Raw genomic sequence first — 24940 nt, forward strand, 5'->3', positions numbered from 1 at the left:
AGTAAATGAATATTTTCAGGACTTTTTTTAACTTTGATTAGGCTAATGGTTTGGTATTAGCTAGCCCCTATTTTTTTTAGAAAATGTTGGCAATTTTAGGAAATTAGACCATTTCTGAGCACTACCTAAAGTAAAACCTTTTTAACTTTTTCTACTAAGTTTTATTCATGGTGAAGTTTTAGTGATGCGTAGACATCTTTGATGTTTTCAAGTTTATCCGTCAAGACAACCAACTTATCGTTGGCTTTTAAAATGGTCGAGCCATTTGGCATTAGATAATTTTCATCCCTTTCAATCATTGCAATTATGGCATTTTTAGGGAAATTTAAATCCACAATTTTTTTCCCTATGGCATCAGTATCCTTTTTGAGAATTATTTCCCTTAAAATTGTTTTGGGATGTTCCTCAAGAAACTCCTGGCTTGGAGTAGGTTTTACGGCGCCTTCTGGTAAGCCCACCTTCAGCCACTTAGCAACTAAAGATATGGTTGTTCCTTGAATTAGTACAGAACTTATAGCAACGAAAAATACAATGTTAAAAATAATATTGGCCTTGTCAATGCCCGCCAATAAAGGATAAGTAGCAAATACAATGGGGACAGCACCTCTTAAACCTACCCAAGAGATATAAAATCTCCGCTTTAACTTCATCTTAAATGGTATAAGCGAAATGAATACAGCCAGTGGGCGAGCTACGATGATAAGAAAAAGAGAAATAATTAAACCAATGCCTATATATGGAATAATCTGGGATGGAAAAACAAGGAGTCCAAGTGTTAGAAACAATACAATTTGCATCAGCCAAGCCAAACCATCAAACATTCTTAAAATGGTATTTTTATGAATAATGTTTTGGTTTCCAAGATAAACGGAACAAATATAAATCGCGAGAAACCCATTGCCATACAAGGTATTTGTAGCGGAGAAAGTAATAAACATTAAGGCAATGGTAAGTGCAGGATATAGGCCTTCAAAATCAAGTTTAATTTTATTTATTATCCATTTACTAAGTTTTCCAAATAGAAGGCCAGCTATGGCCCCTATAATCATTTGTGAAAAGAACAATGTTACTATTGACCAAACGCCTTTGTCAGGGTGCTGAACCAGCGATAAAAATGCTATCGTCAGCACATAAGCCATGGGGTCATTGCTTCCACTTTCTAATTCCAGGGTGGGGCGTAGGTTTTTCTTCAAGGCAAGGTTTTTTCCCCTGAGAATGGAAAAAACAGCCGCCGCATCTGTAGAAGATACGATTGCGCCTAAAAGTAAACTCTCAAAAAGGGTAAAGTCGGTGATCCAATACACAAAATAGCCTAGACCTAAAGCGGTTAATAAAACCCCTAAGGTAGACAATGCGATTCCTTCTTTAAGAACAGGTTTTACGGAAGGCCACCTTGTATCTAAACCGCCAGAAAAAAGGATGAAATTTAGTGAGACAATACCTATAAATTGAGCAACTTCAGGATTGTCAAAATAAATACCTCCTATGCCATCTGAGCCAGCCAACATGCCAATGCTAAGGAATAATAATAAGGTCGGTATCCCGAACCGGTAACTTGGCTTTCCAACAATTATGCTTATAAGTAATAGAACAGAGCCTATCAGTATTATGTTCTCAATGGTTATATTCATCCAACCTTAATTTATACTTTTAAACAATTGTTAAACAGTTATTATTCTGGGACCTAAATCGAGGAATAATTAAGAGTGTTAATAATTATTCCTCGAATAGGAATTGGCCATTAGAAGTTCATAGCGTTTTATCCTGATTCTAAAATAAATTTGAAGGTGTTGCCTTGGGCAATCCTTTCATTTTTATACTCAAAAGCTGAAGAAGTGATTTAACTCAAAATATTCAAAAGGTATTCTATTATCTGGTGGTATCACGCTGAAATTGGTTGACCTTTGCTGTTACCAGTTTTACTTATACAGTGTCATCACCTGGTTTTTTTTTGCTGTCCTGTTTACTTGAAATTGAGGCCCTCACTCCGAAAACTATTGAATAATCCGTGCTAAAAAGCAAAAATAAAGAATTCTTAGAAGGTTTACCCCATTACTTTAAAAAATAGTTAGATGGAAAAATTGAATTATAAACTTGTAAAAAGTAAATAAGGCCATATACCTGAAAAGCCCCATTTCTATCCGATACATTCTTTTCATTTGTCATCACTTTCTATCAATGAATGAACAGACTTATTAAAATGGGTCTGGGCAACTTGTATTTTGCCAATATTCTTTACGATCAAAAAAAATACCCGGATTGGTTGGAATCCGGGCACAATAGGTAAAATAGGTTTGTTATTTATTAAAAGTAAAATCAGGAAGTTTGATAATTTCTCCTCCTTTCATGGCCGATTCATGTGCTAAAATACCAACACAGGTAATGTTAGCAGATTGCCGGGCATTTGGATAAGGCGCTCTATCTTCCTGTAGCGCAGCTATAAATTCATGGACCAGATGTGGATGCGATCCTCCGTGTCCAGCCCCTTGTATAAATGAAAGGTGCTGGTTGTCGCCATCATCGTATACACCTGCAGTAGTAAATGGGGCGATCTCTTCCGGGAGTAAATGGGCATAATCCGGAATTTTAACCTTTTCAGGTATTTCGCCGGTATGAACCACACTGTCTTCGTCTTCGATTAGTGTCCATTCAAAGGATTTTTCAGACCCATAGGCATCAAAACTCTCTCGGTATTGACGTGCAGTATTGAAAAGGGATCGGGTAACTTCTGCGGAAAGATCCGAATCCTTTAATTTGATATGGCAGGATTCTACAGCAAATGGAGAGCCGTACTTTTCAATCAGGTTTTCGTCAATTTTTCCAGAGCCAAAACAGGAAACATATTCAGCTTCTGCTTTAGGCAATGCCAAAACTGGTCCGACACAATGTGTGGCATAGTGCATAGGAGGGAGGCCTTCCCAATACCCGGGCCATCCGGCCATTTCTTGCTGATGACTTGCACGTAAAAATTGCAATTTACCCATTGCTCCACTCTCATACATTTCTTTTACAAAAAGAAACTCCCTGCTGTAAATCACAGTCTCCATCATCATATAGGTAAGGCCTGTTCGCTCCGTTTCAGCTACTATTTGCCGACATTCCTCTACGGTTGTAGCCATAGGTACCGTGCATGCTACATGTTTGCCTGCCCTTAAAGCTTTAAGGGATTGTTCCGCATGTGCCTGGATAGGAGTGTTTATGTGAACCGCATCGATATTTGGATCTTTTAGCAATTCATCATAATCAGTATACCTTTTGGCTATACCGAAGGCATCTCCAATTTCATCCAGTTTTGCCTTATTTCTTTGGCAAATGGCATAAATATTGGCAGAAGGATGTTTTTGATAAATAGGGATAAATTCCGCACCAAATCCCAGTCCTATGATCGCTATATTCAATTTCTTACTCATGTTAACAAATTATTTGGGTTGAACGATTGAATTTTATTAGTTGTAGGCCCAATTTTTTAGAAAATTGTAACCCTCAGAAGCAAATTTATCCTGACTTTCTGCCAAAGGCCTCCATATGCAAACTGCACCGGCCAATTCTTTTATTTCAGGAGTAAAACTCTCTATTGTGATTGTACCTTTGTATTTTACTTTTTCCAGTCCTGATTTGAAGTCTTCCCACCTTGTTTGTCCAGTTCCTGGAGTTCCGCGGTGATTTTCCGACACCTGAACATGGATCAGCTTTTCACCGGCCTGTAAAATGGCTGCTTCAATACTTGGTTCTTCTATATTCATGTGAAACCCATCCAATAATACCCTGGCAGCTGGATGATTTATGTCAGAAATTAATTGCATCAAGTCAGTGGTTGTGTTGATCAGATCCGTTTCAAATCGGTTTAACGCTTCCAAAGCTATTTTTTGACCTGACTTGTCTGCCATCTGACAAACCTTGTGCAAATTATTTACAGCCCGGTCCCATTCGATTTTTCTTTGTTCTGGAGAAACCAACCGTGCCTTGCCCACCGCCGAATACATGGGGCCAGCCACAAATTCCGCACCCAAGGCTGCACTTATATCAAAACAAGCCTGTATATATTCAAAACTGGTTTGATGAAATGAAGGATCATCATGCGTTAGGTCGCGGCTAGGGCCAAAAGCAGCACAAATAATAGGACTAAGGCCATTGTCTTTTAAGGCTTTGTCAACTATTGCTGTATCGATTAATGATGGGTCCTCTACAGGGATTTCCACAGCATCATAACCCATCTTCTTTATTTTAGGAAAAAGCGAAATGGTATCTGAGCTGAATGGAGAGGTCCATAGCCAGGTACTAACACCCAATTTTATATCTAAAGCCATTACTTATCTTTTATTTAAAATCTTATTCTACAATCATTACGCCATTCATAATCCTCCAATGCCCGGGAACAGTACACAAGAAAGGGTATTCTCCAGGTATGCTCGGGGCAGTGAATACCAGGCTTTCATTGCCTTCCGGATCCACCAAAGGAGTAGCAGCAATTATTTCCGGTATTTTTGGTACAAAATTCATTTCGATGCCTTTAGGGTCTCTTGCCAATTCATCTGCAGCTTTGCCTATGGTTTCCAAACTTCCGGATTTACCTATCAATAGATTATGTTGCATAAAATCATTGTTTACAAAATCAATGGTTACTTGCTGCCCAGCTTTAACCTTAAAGCTGGCCTTGTCAAACTTCATTTCATGGGCAATTACGCCCATTTTGATGGTAACTGAACCTGCATTCTTTGTTTGATCCTGACCTTGTTCTATTTCAGTAGCCTCAGGTTCATTACCTCCTATAGGGACCTTAAGGTTAAGAAAAGAAGACCTGGAATTCATTCTTCCGTTAAAATAAAAGCGATCCTTGTAATCCCCCACCTGAGATGTACCCATATTGTCATGCCCTATTCTAACCCTTTCCTGATCAAAATCCTTGGTGAAAAGCCCAGAAGCCTTCGCTTTTGCAAGCTGATTGTCATTGATGCTTATCGACATCTTGCCACCTTTTTCTAGGGAAGCATTCAATACAAATTGCTGCTTGGGTAAGTTTATGCTGGAAACCGCTTGGTAGGCTTTTCCATTTTGTTTTACCAACCAGTAAACGCGATCATTTAAGATGTACAAGCTATAACCATTGGTCTTGTCTCCCTGCGCCACAATTATCCCTGTTAATGGTTCATCGGACTTGCTTAATGTGGCTTGGATTCGAATTTCTTTGCCTGCTATTTGTGGTGGAAATGGAACTCCAGATCTTCTGTCCAAACTGTATTGTTCCTCAATTAAGCTCTTGGATAGCCGCTCATTTAACGATAACAATGAGTCAGGTTTATCAATTGGTTCATACGCTATCGAAGAATCGTTGAAAGAGGATGGATGTGAGATTACTGCAGCAAACAATGCTTGAGGAAGATAAGCATCTGTAGCATTTTTATCGTCTTGACTAGCAGATAAAAGCAAACTTGAAACATCGGCAGAAGCAGGCATCTCTGCAATGGCAAGTAGTGCTTCTTTTCTGGTATTAAGATTTTCATCATTGATCAGATTGGCAGCCAAAATGGCCTGCATAACTGTCTCGTTTTTAGGCAATACCCGAATGGCATTTTTTCTCACCCCTGCTGCAGGGTGCTTCAATGCCTTTGTTACAGCATCCATGGCCATTTCATTGCTTCCATCTAGTGCCCCAATTCCATGCAGGGCCCATAAAGCATGAACCGCAGGAGAATTTAAACCGATTTCATCCACTGATTGGTCGGCCAGGAGTTGAAGGAGGTCTTCAATTATTGAGGTATTCTGATTTTCTACAATAAGCCTTTGAGCGGTCATTCTCCAAAACATATTGTCACTTTTCAACCCATCAATAAGATTATTATTATTGGTAGGATCGATGGACATCGTATTATAATCCCCTCCTTTATAAACCAATCGGTAGATTCTACCATGTTTAGAGTCTCTAAGAGGATTGATATAGGCATTCCCATCCCCATTTTCAAAGCCTTTGGGCGTAGGGTTGTGCTGAATGATAAAGTTATACCAATCGGCGATCCAGACTGCGCCATCAGGTCCCACTTCTGCATGGACAGGAGAAAACCATTCATCCGAACTTGCCAATAGGTTAAAACCATTTTTCTCTTTAAAACCTGATCCTTGGGGGGTTATTAGAGCGTTGTGTAAAACCCTACCGGTTGGTTCTGCTACAAAGGCGACCTTGTTCCAGTAAGTTTTAGGGAAGCTCCTTGCTGTATAAAAATTGTGTCCAGCAGCAGCTGTGTAACTACCATGCCAATCTACCTGACGTAGAAATGGCGTAAGGTGGGGCATATCATAATGGCTGTCTATACCATGAACAGCATTGACGGAACCTCCGTTTACAGGTCGTTTTACAAATTTATTGGGCATAGCCAAATAAGCACTGTGCTGACCATTTGCAGTGGAAATAAAGGTGTTAAATTCTTCAGTAAAACCTAAGCCCCAGGTATTGTTACTGGTATTGCCGAGGAATTCAAGGTTCGTGCCATCAGGAGAAAACCTGTATACTCCCTGACTGAATGACAAGGCTTTCCCCTCTTTTTCTCCTTTAAAGCCTGAATAGCCTAAAACGCCCCAGATCTTGTTGTCGAAACCATATTTTAAATTGGAAGGCCCTGCATGGGTGTCACTTTTTCCCCAGCCGGTAATGATGGTTTCTCTAATATCTGCTTTGTCGTCCCCATCTGTATCTTTTAGAAAGATAAAGTCTGGCGCCATAGAAAGTAATATACCTCCATTGACATAAACCATACTGGTTGGGATATTTAAGCCTTCTGCAAAAACAGTGATTTTATCTGCCTTTCCATCTCCATCGGTGTCCTCCAAAATCTTGATTTTATCATTGCCTCCATCCTTCCTTACTTCATTGGGGTAGTCAGATGTCTCAATTGAATAAAGCCGCCCTTTATCATCCCATGCAATGGCCATTGGGTTGATAATGTCTGGTTCTGAAGCAAAAAGCTGTAATTCAAAACCAACAGGAACCTGTACCAATTTCATGGATTCTTCGGGTGAAAGTGGAAGTTGGTACCTGGGTGCTGGATCATTGTTTTCGTAGTTGGGGATTTTCGCATCCTCAAATTGAGGCTGTGGAATGTCAAACTCAGCCACCTGCTCAGCGATATTATCTCCAATGGCCCATAAAATGCCATTGGCTACTAATTTTTGAAATTCAGGTTGATTCCATGTTCTTTCATCATGACCATAGGCGGTATAAAATACACGACCTTTGCCTTGTTCTCTTACCCAGGTATAGGGTTCTTTTTTGTCTCCTTCATCCCTTTCCATCAAAATGGTCATGTCCTCATTTAAATGGCTGTGAACATAAGTTTCATCCCAGGTTGTAAAAGTGGAAATACCATCCATTACTGGGTGGGAAGGATCTGTAATGGTAGTTGTGAATTCACCGGTTCCATGAGTAGAAAATTGACCTCCCACCGTTTCTATAAACCAATCAGAATTTTGGAAACAAAAAGAGGCACTGTGAATGGGAATCAATGCCTTGCCTCCCTCTACATAGTTTTTGAGTGCTACCTCTTGTTCTTTGGATATGGTTTCATGATTGGCATAAATAATAAGGCCATCATAAAGTCTTAATTTTTCTTCGTTAAGGTCATCAGGGTCAGCGGTATAAGTAAGGTTGATCCCTTTTTGGAATAAATGCCTGGCAAGAATGGGCATTAATTTTTCTGAATCATGATGCGTGCTTTCGTGGCCGAGGAATAGTATTTCCGCTCTCCTTGGCCCATCTGATAGCTCAATCCTGTTAGATTTGGTGCCACATGACATCCATAATAACATGGCAATGGCAATTATCCCGAGGTTTTTCATTGTAATTGTAGTTTGGGTAATATTGTACTCCTATTTCAAGATACTAATTTGGGCGTTTTATTGTCACCATGCTTACTGTTTTTTGTCTGATAATGACTGTTTTTTGTCAATTTTTACTATTTTTGAACCTATATATAACATAAAATAATTACTATTGAAGAAGGCCTTTCAAAAATCGCGTATTCCTGAACACAGCGCTTTCGTGGTTAAAGAACTGATAGCGCCTAGTTTTGACAAGAATTGGCACTTCCATCCAGAGTACCAGCTTTTCTTAGTCCTTGAAGGGAGAGGAACCAGGTTTGTGGGGGATGACATGCGGGCTTTCAAACCAAATGACCTGGTTTTTACTGGTCCTAATTTACCTCACCTTTGGAGGAATGATCAGGAGTATTTTGAAAAAGAGAGCAAGCTCAAGACCCAAGGGATAGTTGTTTATTTTCCTGAAGACTTTTTAGGAAAGAATATGGATGCCAAAGAGGAATATGAAGAGTTGCATACCTTGCTCAAAAGAGCTTCACTTGGTCTTGAGGTAGTGGGGGAAACCAATAAATTAATCAAAATGCAAATGATTAATCTGGTTCAAAAGAAAGGTTTGGAAAGAATTATCGGGCTACTTGAAATATTAGTGCTGATTTCCAGGTCCAGTGAAGTCAAGACGATTGTGCAAGCAGGATATACAAATGCCAATAAAGAATCTGAAAAAGATAGAATGAGTAGGGTTCACGAATTTGTTATGGATCATTTCCAACAAGACATTAAACTGGAAGAGGTTGCAGCCTTGATCAACATGACGAGCAGTTCTTTTTCACGGTATTTCAAGTCCAGAATGAATAAATCTTTTTCTGATTTTTTATCAGAAGTGAGGATTAGTCATGCTTGCAAACTGCTTCATGCCGAAAATCTAAACATTAGCGAAGTGAGTTACGATAGCGGATTCAATACGCTTTCAAATTTTAACCGGCAATTCAAAGAAAGAATTGGAATGACCCCTAAATCCTATAAAAAAGATTTTCAAACCAGGTATGAATAGTTCGATTGCAATCAATTTGAGCAAAAAAATTATTCTGGAATAAAAAAAAGGCCGGACAAATATTTGCAAATTGTCCGGCTTAAATACTTTTTATTTAAAGTGCTTTAGCACCTGCTTCAGCTACGGCATGGTCGTTTTCTACAGCGCTTCCGCTGACCCCAATTGCACCGACTACTTCACCAGAGCTATTTTTTATAGGTACGCCACCAGGGAAGGTGATAAGCCCATTATTGGAATGTTCAATATTGTATAAGGATCCACCAGGCTGAGACAATTCCCCTATTATGCCGGTGTTCATGTCAAAAAAACGTGCTGTTTTGGCCTTTTTGATAGAGATATCCAATGATCCCAACCAAGCACCATCCATGCGTACAAATGCCAAAAGATTGGCACCAGCATCCACTACAGCAATATTCATTTTTGTGTCAATGGCAGTTGCTTTGTCTTTGGCAGCCGCTATGATTTTTTCAGCTTGAGCTAATGTAATATTCATATTAATAGGGTTTAAATAATAATTGATTTAATAAAACTTAATATTATAAAATTAAATATAGGAAAAATTTACATAATGAGTCTAGCCAAACTGATTAAAATCTTTTGTGCTTGACTTTCTAATTGACAAAATACAGCCTATCTCCCCCGTAGGCCCATATTCTTTATGCAGTTCCTTTACTGAATGAAATGTTGTTCCCAGGAAACCATTGCCACAAATTTTCTCCAAACGGGTTTATTTAGTTCAAAAAAGGCAATAGCAAATCCTTAAGGTGATAAAAACACTTCGAGATTAGTCGATCGTAATTGTCTTCCTTTTTGAATTTATAAAAATGAACATAAAACAGCCTCTTTGCTTTGGGTTGACTAGGTTGTCTTTAGGGTTAGAGGTTTAGAATAATTTTCCCCTTATGCTGTCCATTGCCAAAATACTGAAGTTTTTCAGCGGCAGCCTCCATTGGATATGGACCGTCAATAATTGGTTTGAGCTGTTTTTTTTCATAAAGTTCAGCAATGTAGGGCAGGCCTACATTAGGTTTAAGGCTTAGAATACTCAGTTTTTTATTTGAGAAGAGTGATAGCAGCTTTCCCCAGATTAAAGTTGCTAACAAATGGATTAGGCTACCACCAATAGTCACATAGGTACCGCTTGGCTTCAGCGATCCAGGATAAGAAAGGGGAGATTGATTGGTTTTGCAATCAAGAATCAAATCATATTGAAGGCCATTTTTGGTAAAATTTTCCTCATTATAGTCCAAAACGTGGTCATATCCCAAGGTCTTAAGCATTGCTAACTTATCCTTACTATCTACACCCGTTACTTCGCAATGGTACAATTTTGCCAACTGTATAGCCAACGTTCCTACACCGCCCCCTGCTCCGTTAATTAGTACTTTCATACCTTCCTTGATCTTGCCAATATCCCTTAAACCCTGTAGCGCCAAAAGAGACGCATGAGGCAGAGCTGCTGCTGACTCAAATGAAATGGATTTAGGTTTTTTAACCAATGCTTTGTGGTGGATACAAATGTATTCAGCAAAAGTTCCAAAACCATGTTCCGAAGTGTCACCGAAAACAGCATCACCAATGCTGAGGTTTTCTACTTCAGCGCCCAGCTGAACAACTGTTCCAGAAAGTTCCATCCCCATTATTTTCGATTTCGGCTTGATCAAACCAAACATAAGCCGATACAGCAATGGTTTACCTCTTACCATACTCCAATCGTAGTCATTGATTGCCGTACAATGGATTTTAACCAATACTTCATTGGCCTTTGGTACAGGAGTGTCTTGCTCACTTAATTTCAATACCTTTTCAGGTAAGCCGTATTTTTCAAAGATGAGTGCCTTCATAGTTAAGCGGATGCATTAAAGGTTAAATAAATACAATGGTTGGTTCTTCCTGTGAGCAATAAAAATAATTTAAAAAGAAAGATAGCCAAAACACGAAGATTATGAAAAACAATCATCGTTAATTGACCTTTTCACAAGAGGATGGAGGAAATCCCCTTTAATATATTTTGCAATAGCCTTTTAATCTCATTATTTTGACGTGTTCTTTTGGCATAATGTTTTGGAAGGACCTAGTAAAGTTTACGCTACCTTTTAAATGCATCATTTACATGAGATCTCAAATTAGGAATATAGGTTACATTGCTTTGGTTTTTGGCTGTGGAATAAGTTTTTTCTTGTCCTGTAAGGGACAAACCTTTGAGCCGGTGCAACCCAATATTTTATGGATAACGACTGAAGATATCAGCCCTAATTTAGGATGTTATGGTGATGAATTTGCAAAAACGCCATTCTTAAATCAGTTGGCCAAAGAGGGGGTTTTGTACACCAATGCCATAGCCTCAGCTCCGGTTTGCGCGCCAGCCCGATCGTCTATTGCCACTGGCATGCACCAATCTTCCATTGGTTCTCAACATATGCGGAGCAAGGGTAAATTTCCTGACACATTTAAGTATTACCCGGAGTATTTACGTGAGGCGGGATATTATTGTACGAATAACAGTAAGGAAGACTATAACTTGGTTTATAATTCCTCCAAAATTTGGGATGCGTCTGGTAAAAATGCGCATTGGAGAAACAGAGAAAATAAGGACCAACCATTTTTTGCAGTTTTCAATTTTTTAGGTACACATGAAAGCGCGACAAATCTGAAAGAAAAGCACTTGGAAGTAGTTAAAGCTATTCCCGAAGATCAATTAATAAAAGCAGGAGAAGTTCAACTTCCACCATATTTTCCGAACACTCCTGTAGTGAATGAATTGTGGACCAGGTATTATAACAATATAACAGCACTCGATAGTTACGTAGCCGATTTAGTTGCTCAATTAAAAGAAGACGGTTTATCGGAAAATACCATTATCATGTTTTATTCCGACCATGGAGCAGGTGTGCCAATGCACAAAAGGTGGCTGTATGATACGGGGTTAAAGGTTCCTTTAATCGTATATGCGCCGGAAGCCTATCGCCATTTGTTGCCACAAAGTGCGGGGAAAACAGAAGATGAATTGGTTAGTTTTGTGGATTTGGCCCCAACTGCTTTAAACCTTGCAGGAATTCCAATACCTGAGAATATGCAAGGAAGGGCTTTTCTGGGCACTAATTTAAGTCCCCAAAGAGAATATGTTTACGCTTCAAGAGACCGAATGGATGAGCGCTATGACATGCAACGCGCCGTACGTGATAAGGAGTTTAAATATATCCGTTATTACGAGTTTACAAAGCCCTTCGTCCAGTACATGAATACCCCTGAAAAAGGAGAGATTATGCAGGAAATACGTAGGGCTTATGCTGAAGGAACCTTACCTGAGGCTGGAGTGAAACTGATGGCAAATAATAAACCTGTAGAGGAATTGTTTGAATTAGTCAATGACCCGCTGGAACTTCACAATTTGGCACAGAATCCTGAGTTTTCTGAAAAATTAAAGGAAATGCGGAAAGCGCACCTTGCATGGTCTACCAGGGTAGGGGATACAGGTTTAATTCCCGAACCAATTTTACGTGATTGGGAGGAAAGTAATGGCAAACCCATATATTCGATTTGGAGAGATAACAACATCCCAGTAGATGAAATTCAAAAAACCGCTTTGTCCAATGATGTTGCGTTATTTACCAAAAACCTTACACATAAAAATGAGGTGGTCCGTTATTGGGCAGCAACGGGTATAGGCAATTATTCAGCTAATGCTACTCCGCAGTTGCATTCTCAATTAATTGCTTTATTAGATGATGCGTATGCTTCTGTACAAATTGCAGCAGCACGAGGACTATGCAAATTAGGGTATGAGGAGATTGGATTACCTACCTTAACCCAGTCTTTGCGAAGTAGTGATGAATGGGTCCGATTAAATGCCGCATTGGTATTGGATGAAATTGGAGAAAAAAGCAGACCTGCTCAAGAAGAGCTGCGAGAAGCCATGGAGGATGAAAATAAATATGTAGTACGGGTTGTCAACCACAACTTAAACTTTTTAAATGGGACGCATACTATTGTAAAGTGATTTAGCCCAAAGATTGGAATAAATATTTTTACCATTTAATGAACACGCTCAAGAGCTGATAATTATGATTTTCTATTTTTTTATTATGATACCTATATCAAAAATGGACGCAATAGCTGTCAATTGTTGACGCAATAAAGTAAAGTTCAATTTTATTATTAGGTTTCACTATTTTTTGCATTGTTTTTGTAACTATCAAAACAATATTGTTTAATCATTGTTAGGTGTTTGTTAAACATAAAAAAATGAAGCTCTCTTTAAAATATATCGCTATAATTCTTTTTTTCTGCTTTGTTAGTTTTAATGATTCTATCTTAAGAAGAATCTCAAAAGATAAAATTAAAATTGAAAAGGTAGAGCAATTTCTGGTTAATTCAAGTCAAATTGTATTAAGTCAGGTGATTGTAAGTTTTAAATGATAGGAATATTTTCTTTTGAACTTTTATTACTTCATTTTTTATATAAAGTGAAGGGATTACCTATATCGGTCAATAATATTGTTGGACGAGAAAAGGCGTAACTTTTACATTACGCCTTTGAATTTTATATTTATAGCGGTTTTAAACAATCAATCCATATCCACATGGAATGTTTTTTCTGTGGTATTTCCATTGACATCTTCAGCTCTTATGGTTAGGTCAAGATGCTCTCCTGATGTAGGAAGAATAATTGCATTTTCACCTGTTAAAAGCGTCGCTAAGTCAATTAATTGATCATTTGGCAAATCAGGGCCTTGGCCTTCTGTAATCCATTGGGAACTTCCCCACATATTGTCGTATACATATTCGTCGTTACTTACCCTTTCATTATGATCATGGTCGTGGTCATCTTCGTCCTCTTCTTCTCCCAATTTTATCCAAACAAAAGCCAATGGAGCACTTAAATCATCGGTGGTTTTGCTGATTTCACCTGTTACAGTTAGTGGCTGTCCTTTGGTTCCCATCAGTTCATCCTCATCAAGGTTGGTGACAGCTATATTTGGTGCATAAGTAGTTCTTATATGAATGGTGGTAAGGTAGCTTGAAGCATCTGCAAAATTGGTTTGATTTCCGAAAATATCCGTAGCTGCAATAGAAAAGTCATAAATACCTGCTAAAATAGGTGCGCTTAATCTTGAATTGGATCCAGACCAATAGATATCAGTGGCGGATGAATTTACATTAACTTTGGTTGAATTAGCAGGGAATTGAAAATTTTGGTCGCTGGCATCTACAGCATAAATATCGTTAATAACCAATAATTCAAAATCATTTAAAACCCTGGCATGACTATGTCCATCAAAATTTGCATGGACATTTACCTTTATTTGGCCTACACCTGAAGGATCTGTCACAGAAAAACTAACTGGGATATGATCCATAGTAGCTGTAAAAACCTCTCCATGATCAGGGCTGATTTCATCTTCTGAGTCAGCATGGTCTATTACTGGAGCTATCAAGTCCTGAGGGGACTCGCTTGTGGATTCGCAAGAAAGTAAGTTTAAAGCAATAATCCCCGCGAACAGAGTGTTGATTTTTTTCATCTTTAAATATTTAAATACAATAATATTGCATTTGCAAGTAAGTTGCAATGATATACATTCCTTTTTATATTTCCAAGAAGAGAAATATATTGCTACTGATTTTTTATTTGAAAGGGAATTTTTAAGCTAATATTTATATTCCGACCTTGTTCTGGAAGGTTTAAAAGCTTGTAACGGCTCATGTGATTAAAGTAGTAGCTGTTTAATAAATTCTTTCCACTGATTCTGAATTTGAAAATTTGTTTGGCCAAAGAAATTTCCAGGCCTAATCCTGCTTCCAAAAGACCATATCCCTCTGTGACCCTTTCATTCCTATCTACCCTATTTTGCGCTGCCACCTGCCTGTATTCTATAAACATATTACTAGCAGGCAGCCATTGATAATTGTAGGGTAAATCCCATTCAAGGCCAATTAATACGCTTGCAGGTGGTGTTAAAGGAAGTGGCAAATTAGTGTCTAAATTTTGGCTGTATACGTATTCCGCAGCCATTGATGTTTGTAATTTAGGAAGGATGGCCCATTGGATTTTTAATTCTCCCCCTGAGAAAATGGCATTGTTTTGTCGGTATTCCCATAAGAATTCAGCGCCGGCTAATGTTGAGAATATGGCAGTAGGGGAAAGATAGATATAGTCAAGGTAATAGGCAAAATAAGGACTGAATCCAATAAGAAGGTTTTTTTTAGAATAGGTGAAATTCAAATCACCCTGAAAGCTACGCTCGCTATTAAAATTTGAATGGCCCAGTTCATGCCTGAAATTTCCGTGGTGGATCCCGTTAGAGGCCAACTCTATGGGGCTTGGGGCTCTGTAGCTGCTTCCAAAGTTTAATTTGAGGTTACTTTTGTCATTAACAATCCATGAAAAGCCTGTCGCCCCACTTAGATTCGTGTAATTACGATCAATATCAGGGTTTCTCAGCACTTCATTTCCAGTAGCCTCTCCATTGTTATAGGTAGGTTGGGAGTGTGCATCAATTTGGTGTTTGGCAACATCTACCCTCAATCCAGCATTCAAAATAAAATTGTCCTTCAACCGGTATTCACGAAAGTAGAAGAAGCCGGCAGACTTCGATTGAAATTGTGGCAACAAAAACTCAAAACCTCCAAACTGGTTGTCCATCAAACTGGATTGAAAACCTATAATGGCTTGTTCTTTATTATTGATGTGGTGATTAAATCTTAGGTTTGCTGTGTAAGTATTAAGGTAAAGTGCCAAAGCCAGGTTGCCTTGTTCACTTGAACTGATTCCATGTGCATGAGGTAGGGAATGTTCTTCTCTTTCATTTCTCTGGTATCCCAAATCAATTTCCAACCAGTTTTGATTCAGCTGAATTGTGGTGTTAGAAATAACCTTGAGATGGGAATTGTCCTGATTTGGCAATTCTATATTCCCATAATCCCCATTGTGCTGTAGGTTATAGCTATTAGGTATGCCAACAGCTCCTATAAATAGGCCAGCTTGCTGCCCAAACCGGCTTAGGGTAATGGTAGATTTGCCCCATTTTTTTCTTATTCCCGTCATTAAAGAAAAATGCCTTTCCTTACCTGCCGTGTTTTTTAAGCGGTTTTCATAAACAGGTAGTACATATCCGGCATAGGTGAATTCCTCTGCAGGCACACGATAATCTTGATAATCCTGGAAGGTAAGTCGACCTTTATAAATGAACCCATTTTCATTTCCTTCAACCGTAGCCGAATGACTACGCATATTATTATTGGTCTGATAGCTATTGACCAAATGCCCCCTTATAACTCCATCGTTTGGAATAGGCGCTGGAGAGATATTAATAACACCAGACATGCCATCAGATCCATATATTAAAGAAGCGGGGCCTTTTACGATTTCTACTCGATCAACATCAAATGGATCAATTTCTAATCCATGATCAGCACCCCACTGTTGGCCTTCTTGCTTTATACCTCTGTCATTGACCTGGATTCTATTGGAACTCATTCCACGGATAACGGGCTTGCTAATACCTACTCCTGTATTTATAGTGCTGATTCCTGGTAGTTTTTCGAGGGCATTGGAAAAAGTGCCTGAATTATTCTTTTCTATAAAATCTCTATCAATGACATCTATTGTTTGGGATTGTTCGACGGGCCCATTTTTAAATGGGTTGGCCTCAATGGTAAGGGATTGGAGCGTTATGGCAGAGGATTCCATTTGCCATTCAAGGTTTACATCTTTATTGCCAATGGAAACTGTTTTGGTTAGCGATTTATAACCCAAGTGGGAAACATGCAGGTGGTAATTTCCTGGGTTTAAATCTCTTAATATGTAATTGCCATTTAGGTCGGCAACGGTTCCAGTTCCCAGCTCATGAATAAGGATAGTCGCCATTAATGGTTCTCCAGATTCGTCTGAAATAGTGCCAGTGATAGAAAAACGCGGTGTAGACTGAGCAAAAAGGATAGAATTGCCTATCGTTACCAGTATGAAAATTGGTAGAAAGATAAATCGCACTGTAGTAATTTGAATGATTGGAATACTTTATACAAACAAAGATATCCTTATCATGCAATATTTGCAACACTATGGCAAAAATAGAGTGGATTATCTCATTTTTTTCAAAGGGTCTAATAGGTATTCCAAACCATTTAGACGAATTTCATACATCGTTTCCAACCACATTCCCAATTTACCTTTCGGGAAGCCACTTCTTTTTAACCAAATCAAATAATGTTCAGGGACATCGCAGATTAGCCGGTCCTTGTACTTACCAAAGGGCATTTTTTTTGAAACAATTTCCAAAAGTATATTTTTGTCCATATTGCTTGATGATTAATTCAACCAAGCATCCCAAGGTATTCTACTTAAAATCAGAATGAAGGCAATACCATAGAACATGTAAATACTTCTGAACTTGCTTCTGCTTTCTGTTAGTTTTTTAGCTCTGCTATAACCAATCGTGATAAGTGCAATTGCGATAATATTTATAAGCGGATGTTCTAAGGCATACAATCTACTCATTGAATCAGCCATCGTTTCACCGCTGAGATTAGATAGACCTAAAGGACTTAAAAAATAAACGCCAATGCCCACCAATAATTGGATATGAGCCAATATCATTCCAATTAAGCCAATTTTACGGTCTTTTTCGGTAAAGGCTCTACCGCTTAAGGCGCCAATAAGTGCAGAAATAAAACTGAATATTATCCCAGCCAAAACGATATATGCCAGAAAGGAATGGAGGTGTTGAAATCCGGTAGTCATGTTAATTTAGATTTTCTGTTTATAAACGGCTAAATAAGTAAAAAAAAACCACTATACCATTAGTGTGGAGTGGCTTTGTGTCAATTATCTTGAAAACCTTTTAAAAGTACAAAGATTTAAAATTTAGTACAATTGAGCCATTTAATAGGGATTATTATCCTGTATAAATTTATATTTTGCAAATATCTTTTTTTCATTTAGTTAATTGGTTTTTATAACCTGAATATTTACTTAATTTCGCAGCTCGTGTTTCTACTTGCCAAAAAGCCTTTTTTATTTTTCTTTTAAATATTTGCCATAGATGAGTTATTGGAATTTTGTATTTAAGAACAAAAAGTTGTTGACTTTTGGCCTATTGATGACCTGCCTTTCTGGGTATGGGCAGACCTATCTTTTGGCACTTTATGTACCTTATTTGATTGAAGAATTTTCACTTCAAAATGCACAGATTAGTGTTTATTACATGATAGCCACTATTGCCAGTGCTTTTTTATTACCACAAGTAGGGAAGTATATCGATAAGGTTAGCCTGGTGAAATATACATTACTCACCACAGTGGTCTTTATTCTGTCCATGCTACTCATGAGCTTTAATCATCACTGGTATTTATTACCGGTCGCTTTTTTTGGTTTAAGAATCGCGGGGCAGGGTTTGTTCAGCCACATTGCCATTACCTCTATGTCAAAGTATTTTGTCAAGGGGAGGGGTAAAGCGATTAGCATGGCCTCTCTGGGACATCCTTTTGGTCAGGCAGCATTACCCATTATGGTTGTGGCACTTATCAATGTTTTTGGTTGGAGGCAATCGCTCTTAGTGAATGCATTGATTGTAATGATACTGGTCCCCTTGTACTTGTACTTTTTTATAGATGAGAAAAAACTGGTGGTTTATGAAGAAACAGTTGATTCTTCAGTTTCAGGCTCCAAAAAGGAAATTTCTCAATGGGAAATAATGAAAACGAAAAGTTTTTGGATTTTAGCTCCAAACCTATTTGTATTGGCTTTTACGGTTACAGGCTTGTTTTTTTACCAGTTTGCTATAGCTGAATTTAAAGGATGGAGCCTGGAATGGATGGCAGTAGGGCTTACCTTTTATGCCATAGCTGGATCCATTGCGATATTGTTTTCTGGACCATTGATTGACAAGTATTCCGCCAGGACGTTTTTCCCTTATTACCTTATTCCCTTTTTAATAGCCATTATTTTCATTTGGAAAGTCAGTGATCCATTGGTTATTTTCCCCTATATGATTCTAATGGGGGCTTCAGCAGGTATAGGCAATTCCATCATGTCAGCCTTGCAGGTTGAGTTATTTGGCACCGCCTATATTGGTAAGGTAAGAAGTATTTTCGCTTCTATTATGGTGCTTAGTTCAGCTGTCGGTCCAGCCGTTTATGGGGTTATAGTAGATGCGGGATATGATTTTGAGTATATTTTTATTGGTTCTGCTATTTTGATGGCCATAGCCATTTTGATTTCGTTTAGAATTATCCCGAATTATACCTATGCTAAAATAAAATATAAGTATAAAAAGAGAGACAGAAGATTCGACTTTTTCAATATTTTCACATTGAGACGTTAGTCCAAATTAAGGATGAAGTACAACTTTACCCTGAGATTGTAGTTGATAAAAAACTTCGAAAATATAACCTGAATTTTTGCAGGCTATTGATAAGACTTTATCTTTGCATTAAATGAAGTGAGCTATGCAGACTTTGGTAACCTTGTTTATTTTTACTATTTGTTACGGATTATTATTCCTTTCAATTTTTCCGGTTAAGCCACTTCAAAAAATCAGTGACTTTACGCATAAAACGAAAAAAGCCATGTACAAACAATATGATTTGACATGGCCTTATTTTTTCTCCTTCCTTGGAGGTTATTTAGTGGCTTCGGCGATGGTATACCTTATTCAGGATTCCATCTAAGCCTTATTTTCCCAAAGAACTTGTTCCGCTTTTTCTGCATCGGCAAAGTCTACCTGCGTCTTTGTCATTTTGTTTTTAATTTCTTTCAAGCAAAGCTGTCCTATACTGCCTTCATGCGTATGTTTGATTTTTTTTCCAGGAGTAAAAGCTCCTTTTTCTATGTCCATCCCTACTTTTTTGTAAGCATCTCTAAAGGGAACACCATCCAATACAAGCCTATTTACCTCTTCTACACTGAATAAATACGCATAAAAACCATCATCAAGAAGGTCTTGCTTGATGTTAATGTTTTCAAGCATCAATTGGGCGATTTTCAAACTGTCATTCAATTGCTCGAAAGCTGGGAAGGTGGTTTCTTTCAACAATTGCAAATCACGGTGATAACCTGTACTCAAATTGGTAAGCAGCATCATTATTTGCTGTGGATAGCTCTGGATTTGATTTGTTTTGGCACGAATCAATTCGAAAACATCAGGGTTCTTTTTATGGGGCATTATACTTGATCCTGTAGTCAATTCATCTGGAAAGCTTATAAAGCCAAAATGCTGGTTCATAAACATAATGGAGTCTGTCGCTAGCCTGTTCAATGTGCCTGCTGTACCCGCCATCGCAAAGGAAAGTGTTTTCTCGGTTTTCCCTCTGCTGTTTTGTGCATTGATAACATTGTAATGCATGTCCCCAAAACCCAAGAGTTCGGTTGTCATGGTTCTATTTAATGGGAAGGAACTTCCGTAACCAGCCGCTGACCCCAAAGGGTTTCTGTTGGCCAATTTGTAAGCAGCCTGCCATAAGTCCATGTCTTCTGCCAAGCCTTCAGCAAGTGAGCCAAACCACAAACCAAAAGAGGAGGGCATTGCCAATTGGGTATGGGTATAGCCCGGCATCAAATCATCTTTGTGCTTTTCAGCCAAAGAGGTAAGCAATTGGAAAAGATTCTCTATTTCCGTTACCGTTTCTTTGATGGCCTTTCTGTAATATAATTTTAGGTCTACTAAAACCTGGTCGTTTCTAGAACGACCACTGTGCAGTTTTTTACCTACATCACCATACCTTTCGGTGAGCAAAAATTCCACCTGGCTGTGAACATCTTCTACTCCCGGAGCAATGCTGAATTTCCCTTCAGCTATTTCTTCCCGGATTTCTTTTAACCCCTTTTTTAAAACTTCCAATTCATCCTTGGTTAGCAGACCAATAGACTCCAACATAATGGCATGTGCCATGGACCCTGTCACATCAAAAGGTGCTAGTAGAAGATCAAATTCAGGATCTCTGCCTATGGTAAAAGCCTCTACTTCTTTTTTACTGGTTTTATCTTTTTGCCAAAGCTTCATTGGGTGGTTCTTTTTGTAATTGAAAAATAATTTTCCAAGAGTGTAACATATAATGAGATTCCTTCCTTCAGTTCATCAATATAAATAAACTCGTCCGCAGTATGGGACCTTGCCGAATCTCCGGGGCCTATCTTAACTGAAGGAAAAGGAATCAAGGCCTGATCTGACAATGTTGGACTACCATACATCTTCAAGCCCATCTTTTGAGCAGTTTGAACCATTGGATGATTGTCCGCTATAAAAGATGATTTTAAGCGGAGAGACCTAGGGGTAAGTTCTGCCTTTAAATTGGTTTTTAATTCCTGAAATGCTTCCTCTAAAGTATAGGCATCCGTTACCCGGACATCTAGGGTATAAGTGCACTTGTCAGGAACTACATTGTGCTGGCTACCAGCATTAATGATGGTGGCTGATACCTTATTTGGCCCTAGAAAAGGCGATTCTTTTTTGAATTTGAAATCCCTGATAGTCACAAGGTCTTCAAGGGCCTCATAAATTGCATTGGTACCTTCTTCTCTTGCCGCATGACCTGCCACTCCTGTTACCACTGCATCAATCACCATCAATCCTTTTTCCGCCACAGCCATATCTAATAGGGTAGGCTCACCCACGATGGCAACTTCAAGTTCAGGTAGTTCTGAAAGGACAGCTTCAATGCCACCTCGGCCGCTTATCTCTTCTTCGGCAGAAGCTACCATGACCAGGTTCACGGGCATTTCTTTTTCGTAATAATGGACAAAAGTGGCCATTAAGCTCACCAGGCATCCTCCGGCATCATTGGAGCCTAATCCGTATAACTTCCCGTCTTTTTCCACTGGGGAATAGGGGTCAAGGGTGTAGCCTTGGTTCGGTTTTACGGTATCATGATGCGAATTGAGCAGAAGGGTAGGCAAGGTAGGGTCAAATAGCTTGTTGAAAGCCCAGATATTGTTGCCTTTTCTATTGGTCTTTATTCCTTTGTCTTCAAAAAAAGCTTGGATTAAATCAGCCGTCTTGTCTTCCATTTTACTTAAAGATAGAGTGCTGATAAGTGATTTCAGAAGATCAATTGCCTCAATTTTTAATTTTGCTAAAGCTTCCAATTATTTTTATTGGTTAAAGTGGATTCAATTCCCCACCATATGATAGTTTTTCAATGGAAATCGCCTTACAACGATTCAATGGTTGTTCCAGTATTTTCTCCCTTGGCTGCTGCAAGAAGCAGGTTTTCGGGTAAGCCCATCCATACATTGGATACGCCTTTATTAATAGCATTGAATGCATTTTCCAATTTAGGAATCATTCCAGAATGGATTACCTGATCCTGAAGCAATGCCTTGAAAATGTCTTCATTGATCAAAGGTACAAGCGTTTCCGGGTCATCAGCATCCATCAAGACCCCTTTTTTGTCAAAACAGAAGTAAAGCTTCACATTGTGGCTTTTTGCCAATGCGGTCGCTATTTCAGAGGCAATGGTATCCGCATTGGTATTGAGCAATTGCCCATTCCCATCATGGGTTATGGCTGAAAATACCGGTGCTATGTTTTGTCTCAGAAGGGTTTCAAGCAATGTGGTGTTAACCTTATCTATATCCCCCACAAAGCCAAAATCCACATCCTTTACAGGACGCTTTTTAGAGGTAATGGCATTGCCATCAGCTCCAGTAAGGCCTATAGAATTCTGTCCGTAAGCCTGTAGTTCAGCCACCAGATTTTTATTGATCAGGCCGGCATAAACCATGGTGACCACGTCCAGCGTTTCTTTGTCTGTAATCCTTCTCCCATTGTGCATATTGGGAACAATCCCCAATGAACTGCCTATGCGGCTTGCCATTACTCCTCCTCCATGAACAAGTACTTTTACTCCGGGGAAATGAGCAAATAACTTTAAAAACTCCGTACAGTTTTCCTTGTGGTCTATTACGTTTCCGCCGATTTTAATTACACTGATATCCATTAGAGAATTTTTATTAAAGCATGGTGTCAATTACTGCCTGGGCAGCAAAGATCCTGTTTTTTGCTTGATTTTGGACAAGACTACGTTTGCCATCTAATATTTCATCACTTAACTCAAGGTTACGCCTTACAGGCAAGCAATGCATGACTTTTGCATGTGTATTGTCTCCAAACTTGTCCTCATTCAATAACCAGTCTCCTGTAACGCTAAGGATTTTACCATATGGAGTAAAGGCACTCCAGTTTTTAACGTAGACGAAATCAGCATCTGCAAGGGCTTTGGTTTGGTCGTATTCTATGGTAGCACCATTTGTGAATTTTTTATCCAACTCGTATCCATGCGGATGTGTGATAGTCAAATCATGATCACAACCTATCGCCCATTCTGAAAATGAATTGGCTACGGCATGAGGAATGGCTTTGATATGTGGGGCCCAGGTAAGCACTACTTTTGGCTTCCTTTTTTCTTTGAAATTTTCTCGGATGGTCACCATATCAGCCAGACTTTGCAAAGGATGTCGGATGGCACTTTCCAGGCTAATTACAGGGACGCCAGAATATTTGATAAACTGATTGATAACAAAATCGCTGATATCTTCTTCCTTATTGGTAAGGGTAGGAAATGCCCTTATGGCCAAAATATCAAAATATCCGCCCAAGACAGCAGCGGCATCCCTGATGTGTTCTACCTTGTTCTGGTTCATTACAACACCATCCTGCATCTCCAGTGCCCAGCTTTCTTTGTCCATATTGAGGACAAAGCTTTCTACGCCAAGATTGGAAGCAGCCAATTGGGTGCTCATTCTTGTCCTTAAACTGGGGTTTAAGAAAATCAAGCCGATACGTTTTCCATTGCCTTTATTTTGATTGACCCTGGGATCTACCTTGAAAGTCAGGGCTTTTTCTATTAGACTATTGGCAAGGTCAATGTTTTCAAATTTGGTGAAGTTTATCATGACTTTTATTTGGTCTTCTTGCTATTAATTACTTCTCTAAAACACTTAAGGAATAGCTGCAATTCTTCCTGCTTCACGCAAAGTGGGGGCAGTATTCGAATGGTGTTTTTTGAGGCAGCACTTCCTGTAAATATATGGTGGTTATTGATTAGTTCTGAACGATACCCTGCAGCTTCTTCTGTAAGATCAAATCCTATCATCAGGCCTTTTCCCCTTATTGCAGGGATCTCTGGAAATCCATCCTTCAACTCGCGCATTAAGAATTCACCCAAGGTATAGGCATTGGCCATAAGCTTTTCCTCCTCCAAAACTTCCAGGACGGCAAGTCCTGCAGCACATGCCAGGTGATTTCCACCAAAAGTGGTTCCCAATAAACCGTATTTGGCCTCAATATCCGGATGGATCAATACGCCTCCAATAGGAAAGCCATTTCCCATTCCTTTTGCAATGGTGATTAGGTCAGGGGATAAAGCTTTTGCCCATTGGTGGGCAAAAAACTTCCCAGTCCGGCCATAACCTGATTGAACTTCATCCAGGATTAATTTGGCACCGTATTTTTTTGTTAACGTGGAAAGACCGATCAGGAATTCTGATCCAGCTACCTGAATACCATTGACACCTTGAATTCCTTCTATAATGACAGCTGCAATTTCTCCACCTTTCAATCTTTGCTCCACCGCTTCCAAATCCCCTAAGGCCTCAAAGAAAACTTTGTGCCCGCTATTAAATGGGGCGACAATCTTCTTATTGTCCGTAATGGCTACTGCTCCAGATGTCCTTCCATGAAATGCACCGTGAAAGGCTATTACGCCCGGTTTTCCAGTCTCAAAAGAGGCCAGTTTTAATGCGTTTTCATTGGCTTCAGCTCCAGAGTTACACAAAAACAAATTGTAGGATTCATAGCCGGAAAGCGCTCCCAGTTTCGTCGCCATTTCACTTTGAAGTGGGATTTGTACTGAATTAGAATAAAAGCCTATTTTATTCAATTGCTCGCTTATCCTTTGGACATAGTGAGGATGAGAATGGCCAATGGAGATTACGGCATGGCCGCCGTACAAGTCAAGGTATTTTTGACCCTTATTGTCCCAAAGATAAACGCCACTGGCTTTTTCGGGAGTGACATTCATGAGGGGGTAGACGTCAAACAATTGCATATAGTATGTGTTTGGGGACAGGTCGGTGCTGCTGTCCGA

Annotated in this window: 19 protein-coding genes; 4 read left to right on the forward strand and 15 right to left on the reverse strand. The window is 39.1% G+C overall.

Going from position 1 to position 24940, the window contains the following annotated elements:
• Positions 1-161 precede the first annotated feature (161 nt).
• The 4 genes from AC0L7T_RS11845 to AC0L7T_RS11860 form a co-directional block, all read right to left on the reverse strand.
• Positions 162-1631: a potassium/proton antiporter gene (locus tag AC0L7T_RS11845; protein ID WP_473342845.1), complete on the reverse strand. Its 1470-nt coding sequence runs from the start codon at positions 1629-1631 to the stop codon at positions 162-164.
• 666 nt (positions 1632-2297) lie between these two features.
• Positions 2298-3410, reverse strand: a complete 1113-nt coding sequence (locus tag AC0L7T_RS11850) for a Gfo/Idh/MocA family oxidoreductase (RefSeq protein ID WP_473342846.1) — start codon at positions 3408-3410, stop codon at positions 2298-2300.
• Positions 3411-3446: 36 nt separating this feature from the next.
• Positions 3447-4307, reverse strand: coding sequence for a sugar phosphate isomerase/epimerase family protein (locus AC0L7T_RS11855; RefSeq protein ID WP_473342847.1), 861 nt, complete (start codon positions 4305-4307; stop codon positions 3447-3449).
• Between the two features lie 22 nt (positions 4308-4329).
• Positions 4330-7827, reverse strand: coding sequence for a PVC-type heme-binding CxxCH protein (locus AC0L7T_RS11860; protein WP_473342848.1), 3498 nt, complete (start codon positions 7825-7827; stop codon positions 4330-4332).
• A gap of 154 nt (positions 7828-7981) precedes the next feature.
• Between AC0L7T_RS11860 and AC0L7T_RS11865 the strand changes: the two genes are divergently transcribed.
• Complete coding sequence (locus tag AC0L7T_RS11865) at positions 7982-8857, forward strand: AraC family transcriptional regulator (protein WP_473342849.1); 876 nt, start codon at positions 7982-7984, stop codon at positions 8855-8857.
• Between the two features lie 94 nt (positions 8858-8951).
• Here the strand turns inward: AC0L7T_RS11865 and AC0L7T_RS11870 are convergent, their stop codons facing one another.
• Both AC0L7T_RS11870 and AC0L7T_RS11875 read right to left on the reverse strand, forming a co-directional pair.
• The gene (locus AC0L7T_RS11870; RefSeq protein ID WP_473342850.1) at positions 8952-9350 is read right to left on the reverse strand and encodes a GlcG/HbpS family heme-binding protein; all 399 of its coding nucleotides are present in this window, start codon (positions 9348-9350) and stop codon (positions 8952-8954) included.
• A 382-nt stretch (positions 9351-9732) separates the two neighbouring features.
• Positions 9733-10701, reverse strand: coding sequence for an NAD(P)-dependent alcohol dehydrogenase (locus tag AC0L7T_RS11875; protein ID WP_473342851.1), 969 nt, complete (start codon positions 10699-10701; stop codon positions 9733-9735).
• A gap of 269 nt (positions 10702-10970) precedes the next feature.
• Here AC0L7T_RS11875 and AC0L7T_RS11880 point away from each other — a divergent pair, with 269 nt between their 5' ends.
• Positions 10971-12857 (forward strand): sulfatase-like hydrolase/transferase, encoded by a 1887-nt coding sequence (locus tag AC0L7T_RS11880; protein ID WP_473342852.1) that lies wholly within the window; start codon positions 10971-10973, stop codon positions 12855-12857.
• Between the two features lie 568 nt (positions 12858-13425).
• On the opposite strand, the gene AC0L7T_RS11885 is transcribed toward AC0L7T_RS11880, so the two are convergent.
• The 4 genes from AC0L7T_RS11885 to AC0L7T_RS11900 all read right to left on the reverse strand — a co-directional run bounded on the left by AC0L7T_RS11885 (position 13426) and on the right by AC0L7T_RS11900 (position 17597).
• Positions 13426-14379: a DUF4625 domain-containing protein gene (locus tag AC0L7T_RS11885; RefSeq protein WP_473342853.1), complete on the reverse strand. Its 954-nt coding sequence runs from the start codon at positions 14377-14379 to the stop codon at positions 13426-13428.
• A gap of 92 nt (positions 14380-14471) precedes the next feature.
• Entirely contained in the window at positions 14472-16847 is a 2376-nt protein-coding gene (locus tag AC0L7T_RS11890; protein ID WP_473342854.1) for a TonB-dependent receptor, read from the reverse strand.
• Between the two features lie 90 nt (positions 16848-16937).
• Positions 16938-17153, reverse strand: coding sequence for a DUF3820 family protein (locus AC0L7T_RS11895; RefSeq protein WP_473342855.1), 216 nt, complete (start codon positions 17151-17153; stop codon positions 16938-16940).
• 12 nt (positions 17154-17165) lie between these two features.
• On the reverse strand, positions 17166-17597 hold the full coding sequence (locus AC0L7T_RS11900; RefSeq protein ID WP_473342856.1) for a hypothetical protein: 432 nt from the start codon (positions 17595-17597) through the stop codon (positions 17166-17168).
• A gap of 301 nt (positions 17598-17898) precedes the next feature.
• On the opposite strand from AC0L7T_RS11900, the gene AC0L7T_RS11905 reads away from it, so the two are divergent.
• Together AC0L7T_RS11905 and AC0L7T_RS11910 are read left to right on the forward strand one after the other, a co-directional pair.
• On the forward strand, positions 17899-19179 hold the full coding sequence (locus tag AC0L7T_RS11905; protein ID WP_473342857.1) for an MFS transporter: 1281 nt from the start codon (positions 17899-17901) through the stop codon (positions 19177-19179).
• Between the two features lie 124 nt (positions 19180-19303).
• Positions 19304-19525, forward strand: coding sequence for a hypothetical protein (locus AC0L7T_RS11910; RefSeq protein ID WP_473342858.1), 222 nt, complete (start codon positions 19304-19306; stop codon positions 19523-19525).
• On the opposite strand, the gene argH is transcribed toward AC0L7T_RS11910, so the two are convergent.
• The 5 genes from argH to AC0L7T_RS11935 all read right to left on the reverse strand — a co-directional run bounded on the left by argH (position 19522) and on the right by AC0L7T_RS11935 (position 24901).
• Positions 19522-20856 (reverse strand): argininosuccinate lyase, encoded by a 1335-nt coding sequence (gene argH, locus AC0L7T_RS11915; protein ID WP_473342859.1) that lies wholly within the window; start codon positions 20854-20856, stop codon positions 19522-19524. The genes AC0L7T_RS11910 and argH overlap by 4 nt on opposite strands.
• On the reverse strand, positions 20853-21938 hold the full coding sequence (locus AC0L7T_RS11920) for a M20 family metallo-hydrolase (RefSeq protein ID WP_473342860.1): 1086 nt from the start codon (positions 21936-21938) through the stop codon (positions 20853-20855). Before AC0L7T_RS11920 ends, argH begins: the two co-directional genes overlap by 4 nt.
• 65 nt (positions 21939-22003) lie before the next feature.
• Positions 22004-22792 carry an acetylglutamate kinase gene (gene argB, locus AC0L7T_RS11925; protein ID WP_473342861.1) on the reverse strand — a complete coding sequence of 263 codons (789 nt, stop codon included), beginning with the start codon at positions 22790-22792 and terminating at the stop codon, positions 22004-22006.
• Between the two features lie 13 nt (positions 22793-22805).
• Positions 22806-23747 carry a Rossmann-fold NAD(P)-binding domain-containing protein gene (locus tag AC0L7T_RS11930; protein ID WP_473342862.1) on the reverse strand — a complete coding sequence of 314 codons (942 nt, stop codon included), beginning with the start codon at positions 23745-23747 and terminating at the stop codon, positions 22806-22808.
• A gap of 5 nt (positions 23748-23752) precedes the next feature.
• Entirely contained in the window at positions 23753-24901 is a 1149-nt protein-coding gene (locus AC0L7T_RS11935) for an aspartate aminotransferase family protein (protein ID WP_473342863.1), read from the reverse strand.
• Between the last annotated feature and the right edge of the window lie 39 nt (positions 24902-24940).

This window comes from Cyclobacterium sp. 10D3-21 (genome assembly GCF_055809755.1).

Excerpts from the sequence above, each read along its gene's own strand:
- AC0L7T_RS11845 (WP_473342845.1), bottom strand. The coding sequence starts at position 1,631 with ATGAATATAACCATTGAGAACATAATACTGATAGGCTCTGTTCTATTA.
- AC0L7T_RS11850 (WP_473342846.1), bottom strand. The coding sequence starts at position 3,410 with ATGAGTAAGAAATTGAATATAGCGATCATAGGACTGGGATTTGGTGCG.
- AC0L7T_RS11855 (WP_473342847.1), bottom strand. The coding sequence starts at position 4,307 with ATGGCTTTAGATATAAAATTGGGTGTTAGTACCTGGCTATGGACCTCT.
- AC0L7T_RS11860 (WP_473342848.1), bottom strand. The coding sequence starts at position 7,827 with ATGAAAAACCTCGGGATAATTGCCATTGCCATGTTATTATGGATGTCA.
- AC0L7T_RS11870 (WP_473342850.1), bottom strand. The coding sequence starts at position 9,350 with ATGAATATTACATTAGCTCAAGCTGAAAAAATCATAGCGGCTGCCAAA.
- AC0L7T_RS11875 (WP_473342851.1), bottom strand. The coding sequence starts at position 10,701 with ATGAAGGCACTCATCTTTGAAAAATACGGCTTACCTGAAAAGGTATTG.
- AC0L7T_RS11880 (WP_473342852.1), top strand. The coding sequence starts at position 10,971 with ATGAGATCTCAAATTAGGAATATAGGTTACATTGCTTTGGTTTTTGGC.
- AC0L7T_RS11885 (WP_473342853.1), bottom strand. The coding sequence starts at position 14,379 with ATGAAAAAAATCAACACTCTGTTCGCGGGGATTATTGCTTTAAACTTA.
- AC0L7T_RS11895 (WP_473342855.1), bottom strand. The coding sequence starts at position 17,153 with ATGGACAAAAATATACTTTTGGAAATTGTTTCAAAAAAAATGCCCTTT.
- AC0L7T_RS11900 (WP_473342856.1), bottom strand. The coding sequence starts at position 17,597 with ATGACTACCGGATTTCAACACCTCCATTCCTTTCTGGCATATATCGTT.
- AC0L7T_RS11905 (WP_473342857.1), top strand. The coding sequence starts at position 17,899 with ATGAGTTATTGGAATTTTGTATTTAAGAACAAAAAGTTGTTGACTTTT.
- AC0L7T_RS11910 (WP_473342858.1), top strand. The coding sequence starts at position 19,304 with ATGCAGACTTTGGTAACCTTGTTTATTTTTACTATTTGTTACGGATTA.
- argH (WP_473342859.1), bottom strand. The coding sequence starts at position 20,856 with ATGAAGCTTTGGCAAAAAGATAAAACCAGTAAAAAAGAAGTAGAGGCT.
- argB (WP_473342861.1), bottom strand. The coding sequence starts at position 22,792 with ATGGATATCAGTGTAATTAAAATCGGCGGAAACGTAATAGACCACAAG.
- AC0L7T_RS11930 (WP_473342862.1), bottom strand. The coding sequence starts at position 23,747 with ATGATAAACTTCACCAAATTTGAAAACATTGACCTTGCCAATAGTCTA.
- AC0L7T_RS11935 (WP_473342863.1), bottom strand. The coding sequence starts at position 24,901 with ATGCAATTGTTTGACGTCTACCCCCTCATGAATGTCACTCCCGAAAAA.